This is a genomic window from Arthrobacter sp. TRD_SC_6 (assembly GCF_055361185.1).
In genome coordinates this window covers 273,151-287,760 of sequence record NZ_CM143953.1, presented here as the reverse complement: position 1 = coordinate 287,760, position 14,610 = coordinate 273,151, and the positions used below count along the sequence as shown (strand labels likewise).

Sequence of the window (14,610 nt, the reverse complement as noted above, 5' to 3'; positions counted from 1 at the left end):
TTACTTAGGAAGAACTCATGACAAGCCAAGAGTCAACGTCGACCGGCAACGTTCGGCTTGAGCGGGACAGCCTCGGGGAGCGGGAAGTTCCCGCCGATGCGTATTGGGGCATCAGCACCCTCCGCGCTGTTGAGAATTTCCCGATCAGCGGACGCACGATCGGCAGTATGCGGTCGATGCTGTGGGGCTTCGGCGCTATCAAGGCAGCGGCTGCTCGTACCAACGAGAAGCTGGGTCTGTTGGAGCCGGAGCGGTCGAAGGCCATCCAGGCGGCATCCCGTGAGGTGATGGACGGGCTGCTGGACGACCATTTCGTTGTCGATCGTATTCAGGGCGGGGCTGGGACCAGCACCAATATGAACGTCAACGAGGTGGTGGCGAACCGCGGGTTGGAGCTGATGGGCCGGCCAAAGGGGGATTATGCGGCGCTGCACCCGATAGACGATGTGAATCGCAGTCAGTCGACCAATGACACCTACCCGACGGCCATCAAGATCGCCCTTCAGCGCGAGTTGATGATTCTCTGCGACGAGCACGAACGGCTCAGCGATGCGTTCGCGGCGAAAGCTGAGGAGTTCGCAGACATCGTCAAGGTCGGGCGGACACAGCTGCAGGACGCTGTGCCGATGACTCTAGGTCAGGAGTTCGGTGCTTTCGCGGAAACCCTTCGTGAGGACCGGAAGCGGCTGCTCGAGTTGCTGCCGCATCTGCGGGAGTCCAACCTCGGCGCTACCGCCATTGGAACCGGGATCACCGCACCACCTGCCTACCGTGAAGCAGTGATCGTGGAACTCAATGAGCTGACCGGAATGCAGCTCGTCTCCGCGACTGACCTGGTGGAGGCCACCAGCGACACCGGCGTGTTCATGTTGGTATCGGGTGTACTGAAGCGGGCTGCGGTGAAGCTGTCGAAGATCTGCAACGACCTGCGGCTGCTGTCCTCCGGTCCCCAGACCGGTTTCGGCGAGATTTTCCTGCCTGCCGTCCAGGCAGGGTCATCCATCATGCCGGGCAAGGTTAACCCGGTCATCCCTGAGATGGTCAATCAGGTGGCTTTCAGGGTGGTCGGTGCGGACTCGACCGTGACGATGGCTGTGGAGGCGGGGCAGCTTCAGCTCAATGCCTTCGAACCTATCATTGCCGACGCACTGCTCGAGTCCCTCGACTGGCTCACCGCGGCCTGCCGCCAACTGCGCACCCACTGTGTCGACGGCATCCGTGCCAACACAGCGGTATTGCAGCAACGCATGCTCGAATCCATCAGTGTTGTCACGGGTCTGGCGCCGTTGATCGGTTATGCGGCAGCAGCTGACCTCGCGAAAGAAGCGCTGGCCAGCAATCGAACGATCGCATCCCTGGCGGTGGAGCGGGGCCTGTTGGACGAACAGCGGCTGCTGCTCGCACTATCGCCGAGCAGCCTGGCCGGTCTGGTGGCGAAGGTCCCCTAGTGCGGACTTTCCGAGAGCCCTCTGCTTCAAACAACGCGATTGCGGGGCGGTCGATTTCGTCATGTCCGGGCTTTGTGCATCTGAAAAACAGATGAAGTTCAAGAGTTAAATGAGTTGGACAGATCAAGCAGAGTGAATTGGAATGGTTAGGACGAAGTGACCGGAGTCACGCTACTGCAAGGCGTTGGAACCAACCGGCTCCCCAATCCACCTCATAGGAGGAATCATGGTCAACATTCAGGCCGAGCAACGGGTCGACCAGAAGGGCCTACGCAAAAGCATCACCGCTGGTTCCATCGGTGTCTTCGTCCACTGGTTCGAATGGGCAATCTACGCGTATCTGGCATCCACCATCGCTGTGATCTTCTTCCCCGAACAAGATGGCACAGCAGCGTTGCTCTCGGTATTCGTGGTCTTCGCTATCAGTTTCGGCGTACGCCCGATAGGAGCCCTGATTTTCGGCACGCTGGGTGACCGGATCGGGCGGAAGAAAACACTGTCAATCGTCATCCTGTCCATGTCGGGAGCCACCCTGGTGGTTGGCCTTCTGCCCACCTATGACGCAATCGGTATCTGGGCTCCTGTTCTCCTCATTGCGGCCCGTGTTGTGCAGGGACTCGCAGCGGGAGGTGAGTTTGGCAGCGCCGCAGCGTTCCTTGCCGAATACTCACCCCGCAAACGTCGTGGTTTCGGCGTCAGCTGGCTCGAGTTCGGCAGTCTCCTTGGTTTCCTTGCAGCTTCCCTGGTCGTATTTGTATTGACGTCCGTCATGTCTGAGGAAGCCATCCTGGCGGGCGGTTGGCGTATACCGTTCCTGATTGCTGTCCCGCTTGGAATCGTCGGGTTCTACATTCGAACCAAGATTGAGGACACCCCGGAGTTCCTTTCGCTTGAGAAGCTGGACAACGTACCGAAGAGCCCGGTCAAGGAGGTCTTCAAGCGGAACCGCAAGCAGTTGCTGCAAATGAGCGGGCTGGAGATCATGATGCACGTGACGTTCTACGTGGTGCTCGTCTACCTCCTTACCTATCAAGAGGTTGTGCTGGGATTCGACGCCGGCACCGCAGCACTCCTGTCGACAGTTGCATCGATCGCGGGTCTGATTCTCGTTCCAATTTGCGGAGCGGCATCTGACCGGTTCGGTCGCCGTCCCGTGCTGATCGTCGCGGCGGTCTCCCTCATTGTGTTGGCTGTCCCGCTGTTCATGGTTATGGGTTCAGGCACACCTTGGGCCGGAATCGTCGGAACGCTTGGTCTCGGAATCATCCTGGCGATCATCCTTGGGGTGCACGCCGCCGCAGCGGCGGAACTCTTTCCGACCAGAACTCGCCAGACCGGATTGTCAATCGCTTATAGCGTCACGGCCGCCATCTTCGCGGGCACGGTTCCCTACTTCCTGACCTGGCTCATCGCGGAAACGGGAAATAACCTTATGCCCGCGTTCTACCTGGTAGTCGTCGGCATCATTGGACTGGTTGCGGTGCTCAGCATGAAGGAAACCAAGGGCATCGATCTGCTTCACGGTGATGACTTGTCCTCAAAGGCAGCCACAGCCGGTGCCAGCTCCGAAGGGGCGTTGGGCGCTACCAAGTAGACATTCCTTACGACCAACTGCCGGACGAGGACGTTGGCAGCGGATGCCTAGGACCTGTGCGGGTCCTGGGCATCTGAGTGTGTGATTACTTACGACGGCGCCGACGGCGCCGTCGGAGAGAGGGGGAGATGCCCCGTGAAGCTGGGCCCTGCCGGGTCATGCGCCTTCTGTAATTCTGGGTTGACGCGGGCAATAGTGAGTAGCTTGGTGGCCAACCGGCCGGGCGTTCCGCTGACGAACTTCGCCTCTATGCGTGTGGCGCGCCATCACCGGCTATTCATGCTCGAAGGTGCCTGCGTAAGGTGAACGTATGCAAAAAGCGACTCGCTCCAAGGAAACGTATGTCTGAAGATAATGTGACGAAAGACATCCTCCAAGAGTCCGATGCGCAAGGTCTGGAATCTGGCGTGGAGCTTGAGGAACTGAAGGAGGGGGAGATTACCGAGCCGTTCGATCCTAGATTGATCGACGTTACGAGCGAGGTGAGGAGTCTAGACAATCTGCTAAAGCGGTTGAAGATAGGACAGATAGACCTCGACCCGGACTTCCAGCGTTCGCGAGGGATTTGGACGCCGAAGAAGAAGAGCCTACTAATCGAGTCGCTCCTTCTGCGTATTCCTCTGCCCACCTTCTATGTATCTGAGCTTGAAGCAGGATCCGAACTGGGGGAATCCCGTTGGGCAGTGGTTGATGGGATACAACGCCTCACGACCATTGCGGAGTTCGTAGACCCGGATGCGCTATCCCTGTCTCCTCTACGCCTGCGAGGTTTGGAGTACCTCCGGGACGAAGAAGGCAAAGCTTTCGGCGAGCTCCCGGTCTCTCTTCAACTCAGGATCCTTGAATCACAATTCACCATTCAGGTGATTCGGAAGTCCACGCCAGAGGCGGTCAAGCTCAACATCTTTGCCAGAATCAACACTGGAGGGCTGCCTCTAACCGGCCAAGAATTGCGAAATGCCTTGCTCCCAGGGCCTAGTAGGAGACTATTGAAGGAGATGGCGCTTCGTCCTGAGTTCCAAAAAGCAGTTGATTTTAGCGTCAGGAGCAGCCGGATGGTGGATCGCGAGATGGCGCTACGATATCTGGCCTTTCGTATGAGCGACCCGCTGAAACATAGGGAGGCCGACTTCGATAGTTTCCTCCGGTCGGCAACTCAGCGAATTAATGGTTGGAATGAATCGGAGCAAATTAGAGCAACAGATGATTTCGCCCGCTCAATGAGCATTGCACGAGACGTATTCGGAAGGGACGCCTTCAGGAAGCGATACACAGTATCCGATCAGCGGCGACCTATAAGTAAGGCTCTCTTTGAGGCCGTTTCCGTCGGAATAACTAAGGCCCTAGATCGCTATGGTGACAGTGCACATCGGCACATAGTAAACCATAAGGCGGAGATCACAAAAGAATTTCGGCTACTCATGCATGATTCCGGCTTCGAGCGCGCGATATCTCAAGGCACCGGCGACCCCGCTAGGGTTCGGCTTAGATTCGCACTTGTTGGAGAACTTTTTGAAAAGTATGCACAGGAGATCGACCTGTGAAGAGTATTCTCCTAACCAACATACTCGCGTTCGCCAACGTGGAAGTGCCCCTAGCGCGGTTGACGCTACTCACAGGTGGGAATTCCGGCGGTAAGACCTCTGTTTTACGCGCGCTCGCCATGCTTCGCCAATCGTACGGATCTGAAGATACCTTGTCCGATTGGATACTCAATGGTGAGCTGATCAGCCTAGGAACCGGTCGCGACTTGTTATATGCGGAACCGGTCGAAATAACCGACATGAGGAAAGGGGGAATGCGGATCGAGCTGGTTTTGGCTGAGTCTTCGGTAACTTGGTCGGCCTCCTATGATAGTGCTGCGGATATTCTTCCTCTTAGCAGTTCAGTGCGAAAGCCTGACGCGTCGCTTTTCTCTTCAAATTTCCAATATTTGCAAGCCGACAGAATTGTTCCTTCTCCGGTATTTCCGAAATCATACGAGGCAGTGAATATAAAGCGCTGGCTAGGCGTGCGAGGGGAGAATACCGCAAATTATTTGAGGGTATACGGTGAGCGTACTATAAGCTCGACCGCCGTTGCTCACCCAAGTGCTCGCAGCCTCGGTCTACTTGACCAAACGGAAGCTTGGTTAAATGAGTTGTCTCCGGGTACGCGGATTGAGATCCTTGACGTTCCGGGCACAGAGTTTGTGCGATTATCCTTTTCGAGAGCGGGTTCTGATGTCCGCACCCCTTCCCAGAGGTCCACGAATGTAGGATTTGGGCTCACTTATGCGTTGCCCATAATAGTGGCCTGTCTCTCGGCATCCGAAGGTGGGCTAATTGTTGTCGAGAATCCGGAGGCGCATTTGCATCCTGCAGCGCAAAGCATCGTCGGCCGACTTTGTGCATACGCTTCCATTGCTGGCAGTCAAGTCATCGTCGAAACCCACAGCGATCACGTCTTGAACGCTACTCGACTGCTCGTTAAACAGGGTGCATTAAACCAGAACGCCGTAGTCTTCAATTACTTCTGGCGCACGGAAGAGAACCTTCAACCATCAGTCCAATCTATGGCAGTCGCCCTCGACGGATCTGTGAGTCGCTGGCCCTCTGGCTTTTTCGATCAGTGGGATAAGGATTTGGACGCATTGTTAGATGACTGAGGTCGGCTGCTATACGCCTTTAGTGGTTTTCAATGGCAATTCCATGCCGACGGGCCTCTCGAACTCGGCTGAGAAAGAGTGTGCTCGACTGTTAGACGCGATGGTTGAGGCGCTTCGAGCGCTAGCCAGACTAAGACCCGATGTTGCCCTGCTAAGTACGACACCAATCCAGTCCGCGACTGTAGGAGCTAATGGCCGTACGTTTGCTGACCTTGCATCCACCGACAATAGTGGTGCACAAGACAAATTTCGCTACTTGAAGGCCAAAAGAAATTCGGTTCCCACTCTCACTGCCGATCTGACGCGGGACGTCAGGGTGAACGGTAAAAATTTCCTGGGGCCGCCATCGATTAGTAGGGAAGATGTGCTCCTGTCACTGATCTCTCATCCGATGTGGGAGAATGACTTTGTTCATGCAGACATCAGCGAGCTGGTGGAGAATTGTGAGCGTGAGGTAATAGTGTCGACTTTCTCGCTTACTCTCTCGAACGTGAGCAGGGCAGATCATTCTGAGACTCATCGTCAGCGGGTTAAGAATTTGGGCATGCCCGCGCGGCCAACCGGCAGCGATTTGTGGGAAACGCGTGCTTCGCGTTATCCGAATTTATTCTTCTTGCCACATGTCAGATCCCAGTTCCTGGAGCCGAGTTTATATTCGGACGGGTTGCGAGAGGTGGACGAGCGGTTGTTGGAGTTGGATGCTTCCATTTCCGAGTGGCAACCGAACGAAAACGTAGAACCAAGGTGGCAGTCCAAAGTAACGCCGGAAGCGTCAACGAGGCAACATCTGTGTTGGTTCGTCGACACCGACGGCGAGCAACATCTCTTCGATATGCACGCACGCTTTACACCAGGCGCTGGCAGGATTCATTTCCGGACTAACGTGGGACCGGGCCGTAAGGAGTTACGGGTAGCACACATCGGAGAAAAGCTTTAGGTTTGTGCTAGAGCAGGGGTCATTTTTTCTCAGGCATCGACCTCAACGGTCGGCCGTGCTCGCGCGTTGCGCCCTTCGGACGCCAATAGGAGTATCTGACGGCGCACAGCCGCTTCACGAACTCGACCCGCGCGGCAGGTTCCAGTGGCACGGGTTGGATGGCTGACTTCGGTGTTGACAGTGCCGATCACGTTGGGTGCAGTGCGACATCCGGTCACCCGGCGCGCCTCCAACTAGATTCTTAACCCCTCACAGCAGCAGTCATGCGCTATCGATCTCGATGGGAAGGTGAAGATCAGTTGCGATCGGCGTGTAGAGATCAACGTCTTGTTCAAGAGTCTTGAGGGAAACAATCAGCGAGTAACGGACAGGAAGGTCGAGCCGATCTTTGCGCTGGTTGCGTTTCCACCAGCCACCAACGGGGTAAACGCCGAGCATACCGCTAGCTGCCAGTTCTTGTCCGGAACCCTCCCATATGTCTTGATGAAGAGAGCCGAGGTTCCGTTGATTCGGGCCAATGAACCATCGATCTGAGCTCGACGACGAGGAACCGCCGCTTGATTCTTCATCGTCTTCAGCGTCACGGTTTATGCGGGAGATGAACTCGCTCTCCGTTTCAGTCGGCGACTTGAGCTCGAACCGGAGGAGATGGGAAGCAAATGAGTATCGTTGCCTCCAACCCCTTCTAGATGCGGACGGTTCCACAAAGTACGACAACGTCACCTTTAAAGTGACGTCGCCGGCGCCGATAGCCTCGAGCACGTCTACTGGCCAGGGCATCGTATGGAGTCGGAATCTGCGCATCTTGTATTCGTTCCCTTCGAACGGAACGAATGTGTCTTGTGTTACTAAGGTGACGGATTGTCTGGACGAACGGAGCACTCCGTCCTCCGTTGGGACGCCCCAACCATATCGCCTCAGTAGTTCTAGCTTCGGTTCCTTCCTAGTACCGGTCGCGTCAAATTCAGCTCGCATCGCGGGTGTCCACTCTGCCGCGTGGGTCAGCAAGCCGCGCACGGTCTCCGGCCAATAGTCCGGATAATGAGCCATAGTAAGCGCAGCTAAGCGGGAGGCCTGTGCCGCGGCAGCGCTCGTTGCATTGGCGGAAGTGAGCGCGAGGTCGTTGTGTATTCCTGTCGAGCGCAGCGAGAGCAGTGGGTGACGGTCTTCATATCCTGATTCGCCGTCTGTAAGGACGTTGCCACCTTCAAAGCAGATATCGGGCTTGATAGGCCACTTTCGCTTGCCAAACGGGAGCGATGTTCGGCTGTGGGGCGACAACTCACCTTCTCCGGATAACGTCGACCATCCCGCGTACTCCGGATCGTTGGGTAACGTTACGAGATCCGTATATGCGCCAACCGTAAGGGCATTCCAGGACTGGGCGGGGTCTTCGACACCGGAGGTGTCGGATTCAAGGCGGTGATTCGATTGGTAGCTGTCGACATTCCCTGTGGCAATGACAAGTAAGCGGCTAGCGTCGCGGTCTGGCTGGGACAACAGCTGGAGTTGGTTCCCGTCACGGACAATGTCTGTGCCCACTGCGAGCGCGTCTATTGTTGCAGACCAAAGTGTGGGAAGACCCGGGTGGTCTGGATCCGTCGAGATCGGCAGACAGAAAACGCGTTTTCGCTGGGCTGCGACCTCGGCCATCGCGACCGCCTCGACGGTGACCGTTCCGTAGTCGAGGGGGTCTGTGTCAGACTCCTCGATGTCGGGGAGAATTCGGACGGATTCGAGTCGGTGATGCAGCTGAACGGTTCCTGTCCCAGTAAGTAGATCGTCGAGCGACCCGTAGAGTGCGAGGCCAGCCATGGAAGTGCCGTGGCCTTGCTTGTCGTTCCCCGAGGTTCCAATGATCGTGTGAAGATCTACGGAGTCAAGGGAGCTCGAAAGCAGTCGATGTGTCCGGGCTACTCCTGTATCGAGGTGACAGACCGCCGGCGCATCTTTGGATGCTGACAGGACGCGCGAAGCGAGATCGTCTACGTACTCATCCTGTTCGTCGGGCAGAAGATCCTCGATGGTGTCGATGAATTCTGGGCGACGAACCTCCGCAATTGGGACGTTTGTAAACAGCAGAATCTCGAGCTGTTGCCATGTCGCCTCGATCCACACAACGACTCTGTCGTTCAGAGCAAGCGATCGGTTCGGCAGCTTGAGCTTATATGCGGTCGCGAACTTTTGAAGGGCGTTGACGCTCTGCTGGGACGGGTCCAACCAAAGTTCCCACCAGCGACATCCGGATTTAGGTGGTTCGCCGTGGGATTGCCAAAGGTCCTCCAGAATTGCGTGACGGATTCGGGAGATATTGGCGACGAGTGCGCGGTTCGCAGGGTTCCCTTCCGGCGTCTCCCACTTGTCTGCGGATGCCTTAGTGATTTTCTTCTCGAGGTAATCTTCAAAGATCTTTAAGAACTGAGGACGATATGTGTCTGCTACCCAGACTATTGCGCGCTCGGGCAGAGCCGCTGTTGCTGGTTGCACCGATAGGAGCAGCCATTGCGGCACTTTCGGGGTCTTTCGGTGACGGGAGAAAGCCTGAAGCGACTCAACCTTGAGGGGGTAAGCAGCCTCTTCTCCTTCTAGAGTGATCACGCTGCCAAGGGCCTTGAGCTCGGCCGTGCTGAGGCCTATGTCGGTTCGCTCGTCACTAATCTCAGAGAAGGCGTCTTCAAGCTGTCCTTTGATGGCGAGTCCATGGGCACGATATTCAACCGGGCGAATCTTCGGGTTTCCCTGACCACCCCGGGAGAAGTCCTCATTTCGTGCACGGTCGAATACGAAGAGATGCGTGAGATGTCGAAGGTCGTCAGCCAAGGCTCGCCGTCCGCCGGGTGTCCAAAGCAGCGATTAGATCATTAGCGGTAATGAGTGTGGCCCCTCGCATGATGACAGACTTTGCGGAAGCTTCGGCAGCCTTTACGAGGTCTGCGTGGCTGAGACCTTCGGTGTGCTTGTCGACGTTGTCCCAGCGCATTCCTCTGATAAGTGGGCCCAATCTGCCCTTGACGACCGCGCGGGCCTGCATTTTGTCCGGGAGATGATAGGTGAGAACCATGTCGAACCGTCGGAAGAGCGCTTTATCGAGAATGGAGCGGTGATTGGTTGCTGCGATTACGATGCTCTCTGGACTGGACTGCTCGAGGAAAACCAAGAAGGAGTTTAGGATTCGTCGGGCCTCACCGACGTCGTTACCGGATCGATCAGCGCCTAGAGCGTCAAATTCGTCGAAGAGATACACACCGCGACGTTCTGCGACCGCGTCAAAAACGAGTCGCAACTTACCTGCAGTCTCACCCATGTATTTGCTGAGTAAGCTATCGAGTCGAATTGTAAACATAGGTAGCGACAGCTCGCGAGCGAGTACAGCAGCGGTCATCGTTTTCCCGGTCCCCGGCGGTCCTTCGAGGAGGAGTCTATGGGTGGGGTCGAAACCGTGCTCGAGGAGTACTTTTCGCTGCCGTTGCTCTGCGAGTGCCTGCTCAAGTCGTTCAACAAGTTCGCGCGGAGCGACGAGGTTCTTCAAGGTCGCTTCTGGGTGCGTTACCTCGATCAGGTCTGTCAGGTCCCCACGTGGCTTAGCAAGCTTAGTCACGTTACTACGGGGCGTCGTGCGGCGAGAGGCGTCAACAGCCTTCTTGATGTCGTCAGCAAGCAGGTGGTGGCCCTGACGGGCTTCCCGCGCTGCGACCTGAAGAGCCACTGAGTAGAACGCTGAGTCGTCGCCGGACGCGTGACTGCGGACCATCGCAGTGATGTGTTCGCCTATGCCCGCCATTACACCTCCTCGCAGCATCATCCCAAGGATAAAGTCTTCCTTTAGTCTAGGGTGCGAACTTGGGCTCTATCGGCGACGGTGCGGCAAGGCGGTATGGGTGACGTTCTCGACGCGGCTACTCCAACACGTCGTAGGATCCGACGGACGTTGTTCGTCGGATTCGCGTCCCGAGTTATGTGTTGGGTAAAAGAAAGTGTCGTCGGCTCCGCTGGTGCGAAGATTGCGTGGCGGATCGTCTAGAGCACAAGATGGCCGCACGCTACGGTGGCCCGATCGATCGGTACCTTTGGTCCTGATACAAGTCGCATTTCCCACGAACAAGTACTTTGGATCTCCGTTGTTTGATTGAAGCTACATACGAATTCATCCTCGGAAGACGGTGTCGTGCGACCTCACCGGGACGCCGCCACCCCCGTGATGTGGTTGCCCAGGGCGACGGCGAATAATCCAGCGTGACGCCGTTGCCACCGAGCATCGAGCTGGCCTCCCGGCAGATCTCGATCGCCTCACGGCATTTGTTCAGCTTGCCCACCGAGATTCTATAAGGCTCCAAGGTTCCGGCATCCTTCAACCGCCCGATCTGTAACGTCATGTTCACCTGCTTCAAATGAGTCATCTGGTACCCGGACAGCGGCTTGCCGATCTGCAGCCGCTCCTTCGATTAGTTGAGCGCCGCCTCATAGCTATCCCGCACCGCCCCCATCGCACCCCAGATAATCCCGTAGCGCGCCTGGTTAGAATCGAGAAGGACGATTCAAGTGCGGACCTGGATGTGGAGGCTTGCTTCGACCTCGTTGCCTGTGTCTTCTACTACCAGCTTGTGGTCCGCGGGGACCGTGTCGAGGACCCAAGTAGCCGTGCGCGCTGCCCTCGACGTGGCCTGGTGGGGGGATGACCATCTGATAGAGCGGGTACTCCTGTTCCTTCAGCAACCCGTCACCCGGGCCCGAGCGCGTCTTATTGGCCCCGATCACGATGGTTAGGCATTCAGTGCCGGGCGTCATATCTCTGCATCGTTAATCCTGGCCTGCGGTTCAACCTCCGTTCGAGAAACCCGACACCTCCATCAAGGTAGCGCTCGCCCAGATGGTGATTCGCGCGCCCTGTGGTGCTGGTACTAAAGCTTCGTTGCAGGAGAGCAATAACTCATTGATGGCGTGCCTGCCTCGTCGAAGAAGCGCGAGTGCTTTCTCATCGTCGAGTACTCGGCCAGTAATGACAACACCACCACCTTCCATCACATGTCTGTAGGAGAAATTGCTGAAAAGCTGGGAGGGTGGCGTTGAAATCAGGTTGCTGAGGATCTGCTCATTGCGTGGTAAGTGTCATGCCCTAACCGGGTTAACTGCAGGAAACGGAAGTCACAGCCCTCGTTCGCTTGAGTTACCTCCTGGACATAGAGGCGTCGGTAGCCGCGTTCGGGGAGCTCCGGTGATGCTGGGCCGAGTTCGTTGGACCGCCGCGTCAACTCCTCGTCGGATACCTCCAACTGCACCAACCGCCGGCTCACGCTCAGCGTGATCGTGTCCCCGGTCCGCACCAGCCGAAGCGGCCCGCCCACCGCAGACTCCGGGGTTACATGCAGCACCACAGCTCCGGCAGCGGTTCCAGACATGCGGCCGTCCGAGATGCGGACCATGTCCTTCACGCCCTGGGCCGCGAGCTTCTTCGGGATCGGTAAGTAGCCCGCCTCAGGCATGCCAGGGTTACCCACCGGCCCGATGTTCCGCAGCACCAACACGGAGTCGGCATTGACGTCGAGGGTCGGATCATCGATCCGGGCAGCCAAGTCCGCGGCGTTCTCGAACACGACGGCGGGTCCGGAATGCTCGAGCAGCGCAGGCGACACAGCGGCCTGCTTGATGATCGCCCCACCAGGAGCCAGGTTCCCACGCAGCACCGCCAGGCTGCCCTGCGGATAGATCGGGTCCAACAACGGGCGGATGATGTCCTGCGGGAAGCCGGGACCGGCGTCGTCGATCTCCTCGCCCAGCGTCCGGCCGGTCACCGTCAGCACATCGCGGTTGATCAGCGAACCCAGTTCGCGCAGCACCGCGGGGACTCCACCAACACGGTGGAAGTCCTCCATGTAGTACTTGCCCGACGGCTTCAGGTCCACCAGCACCGGCGTCTCGGTACTCATCCGGTCCAGCTCATCCAGCGAGAGCTTGATCCCAAGGCGACCGGCCACTGCGGTGAGGTGGATGATCGCGTTCGTCGACCCACCGATCGCCAGCAGCATCCGCAGCCCGTTCTGGAACGCCTCAGGAGTCAAAATGGCGGACGGAGCAACCCCAGCATCAGCCAGGGCAACAGCCTGTGTCCCAGTAGCCTCAGCAATTCGCACCCGGTCCGCCGTCACCGCCGGCGCTGAAGCGGACCCAGGCAGAGCAATCCCCATCGCCTCCGCAATACACGCCATGGTGCTCGCCGTCCCCATTACCGAACACGTGCCGACGCTGCCCACCAGGCGCGAGTTCACGTCGTCGATCTCTGATTGTGAAATTTCCTGCGCACGGAAGCGGCCCCAGAACGCCCGGCAGTCCGTACACGCACCGACCCGCTCACCGCGGTACCCGCCGGTCAGCATCGACCCGGTGACCAGCGAAATCGCCGGCACACCCGCCGAGGCTGCACCCATCAGCTGCGCCGGGACCGTCTTGTCGCACCCGCCGATCAGCACGACGGCGTCCATCGGCTGCGCGCGGATCATCTCCTCGGTATCCATCGACATCAGATTCCGCAGGAACATGCTGGTGGGGGAGGAGAAGCTCTCGTGTACCGAGATGGTCGGGAACTCCACCGGCAGCCCACCCGCCAGCATCACGCCACGCTTCACAGCCTCTACCAACGCCGGCATGTTGCCGTGGCACGGGTTGTAGCCGCTGCCGGTGTTCACGATCCCGACGACGGTCCGGTCCAGCGCATCATCCGAATACCCGGCGCCCTTGATGAACGCCTTCCTCAGGAACAGCGAGAACTCGGCGTCACCGTAGCTGGTCAGGCCGCGGCGGAGGCCGGTGGGTTCAGGCGCAGGGGAGGAGTCGCTCACCGGAACGCAGGCGTACCCGTGATGTGGTTGCCCAGGATCAGGGTGTGCACCTCGTCGGTTCCCTCGTACGTGCGTACGCTCTCCAGGTTGTTCGCGTGTCGCAACGGCGAGTAATCCAGCGTGACGCCGTTGCCGCCCAGCATCGCCCGCGCCTCCCGGCAGATCTCGATCGCCTCCCGGCAGTTGTTCAGCTTGCCCACCGAGATCTGGTACGGCTCCAGTGTCCCGGCATCCTTAAGCCGCCCGATCTGAAGCGCTAGCAGCATGCCCTTGTTGATCTCCAGCGCCATGTTCACCAGCTTCAGCTGAGTCATCTGATACCCCGACAGCGGCTTGCCGAACTGCATGCGCTCCTTCGAGTAGTTCAGCGCCGACTCGTAGCTGTCACGCGCCGCACCCATCGCACCCCAGATGATCCCGTACCGTGCTTCATTCAGGCACTCGAACGGCCCACGCAACCCCTTCGCCTTCGGCAGCATCGCCGACTCAGGCAGCCGCACATCGGTCATCGTGATGTCGCACTGGATCGACGCCCGCATCGACAGTTTCTGCGTGATCGGCGTCGCCACGAACCCCGGAGAATCAGTCGGCACCACAAAGCCGCGGACGCCGTCGTCGGTCATTGCCCAGATGATCGCAACCTGCGCAACGGAAGCCAGCCCGATCCACCGCTTCGCCCCGGAGAGAACCCAGTCGGAACCGTCGCGCTTAGCGAACGTGGTCATTGATCCGGGATCCGACCCGGAGCCAGGCTCCGTCAGCCCAAAGCACCCGATCACCTCGCCTTTAGCCATGCGCGGAAGCCACTCGTTCTTCTGCTCCTCGGACCCGTGCTTGGCCAGCGCGCTCATCGCCAGCGACCCCTGCACGCTCACGAACGTCCGCAGCCCCGAGTCACCAGCTTCCAACTCCAGCGCGGCCAGACCGTACTCCACCGAGCTGCGGCCCGGGCAGCCGTACCCCTTGATGTGCATGCCGAGCAGCCCCAAAGACGCCATCTTCGGCACGATCTCCAGCGGGAACACCGCGTTGTCATACCACCCGGCGATGTTGGGCTTGATCTCGGTGTCCACGAATTCACGCACGGACGCACGCAATTCAATTTCTTCCGGTGACAGGAGCGAGTCGATGGACAGAAGGTCAACAGTCAT

The 14,610-nt window shown here is 58.2% G+C and carries 9 protein-coding genes and 1 pseudogene; 5 read left to right on the top strand and 5 right to left on the bottom strand.

All coding sequences use genetic code 11. The features are described 5' to 3' along the window. Positions 1 to 17 precede the first annotated feature (17 nt). The 5 genes from ACWA1U_RS01370 to ACWA1U_RS01350 all read left to right on the top strand — a co-directional run bounded on the left by ACWA1U_RS01370 (position 18) and on the right by ACWA1U_RS01350 (position 6,626). On the top strand, positions 18 to 1,448 hold the full coding sequence (locus ACWA1U_RS01370; RefSeq protein ID WP_463723554.1) for an aspartate ammonia-lyase: 1,431 nt from the start codon (positions 18 to 20) through the stop codon (positions 1,446 to 1,448). Between the two features lie 226 nt (positions 1,449 to 1,674). After that, entirely contained in the window at positions 1,675 to 3,042 is a 1,368-nt protein-coding gene (locus ACWA1U_RS01365; RefSeq protein WP_463723553.1) for an MFS transporter, read from the top strand. 341 nt (positions 3,043 to 3,383) lie between these two features. Beyond that, a complete protein-coding gene (locus ACWA1U_RS01360) occupies positions 3,384 to 4,586 on the top strand; it encodes a GmrSD restriction endonuclease domain-containing protein (RefSeq protein ID WP_463723552.1) in 1,203 nt (400 codons plus the stop codon). Beyond that, positions 4,583 to 5,689, top strand: a complete 1,107-nt coding sequence (locus ACWA1U_RS01355; protein WP_463723551.1) for a DUF3696 domain-containing protein — start codon at positions 4,583 to 4,585, stop codon at positions 5,687 to 5,689. The genes ACWA1U_RS01360 and ACWA1U_RS01355 overlap by 4 nt, the downstream gene beginning before the upstream one ends. Further along, positions 5,682 to 6,626, top strand: a complete 945-nt coding sequence (locus ACWA1U_RS01350; RefSeq protein WP_463723550.1) for a hypothetical protein — start codon at positions 5,682 to 5,684, stop codon at positions 6,624 to 6,626. Before ACWA1U_RS01355 ends, ACWA1U_RS01350 begins: the two co-directional genes overlap by 8 nt. 261 nt (positions 6,627 to 6,887) lie before the next feature. Here ACWA1U_RS01350 and ACWA1U_RS01345 read toward each other — a convergent pair whose 3' ends face one another. The 5 genes and pseudogenes from ACWA1U_RS01345 to ACWA1U_RS01325 form a co-directional block, all read right to left on the bottom strand. After that, entirely contained in the window at positions 6,888 to 9,446 is a 2,559-nt protein-coding gene (locus ACWA1U_RS01345; protein WP_463723549.1) for a S8 family peptidase, read from the bottom strand. Next, on the bottom strand, positions 9,439 to 10,407 hold the full coding sequence (locus ACWA1U_RS01340; RefSeq protein WP_463723548.1) for an AAA family ATPase: 969 nt from the start codon (positions 10,405 to 10,407) through the stop codon (positions 9,439 to 9,441). The genes ACWA1U_RS01345 and ACWA1U_RS01340 overlap by 8 nt, the downstream gene beginning before the upstream one ends. A gap of 436 nt (positions 10,408 to 10,843) precedes the next feature. Continuing rightward, a pseudogene (locus ACWA1U_RS01335) lies at positions 10,844 to 11,143 on the bottom strand (acyl-CoA dehydrogenase family protein); the annotation flags it as partial. Positions 11,144 to 11,695: 552 nt separating this feature from the next. Continuing rightward, entirely contained in the window at positions 11,696 to 13,459 is a 1,764-nt protein-coding gene (locus ACWA1U_RS01330; protein ID WP_463723547.1) for an IlvD/Edd family dehydratase, read from the bottom strand. Next, complete coding sequence (locus tag ACWA1U_RS01325) at positions 13,456 to 14,610, bottom strand: acyl-CoA dehydrogenase family protein (RefSeq protein WP_463723546.1); 1,155 nt, start codon at positions 14,608 to 14,610, stop codon at positions 13,456 to 13,458. The genes ACWA1U_RS01330 and ACWA1U_RS01325 overlap by 4 nt, the downstream gene beginning before the upstream one ends.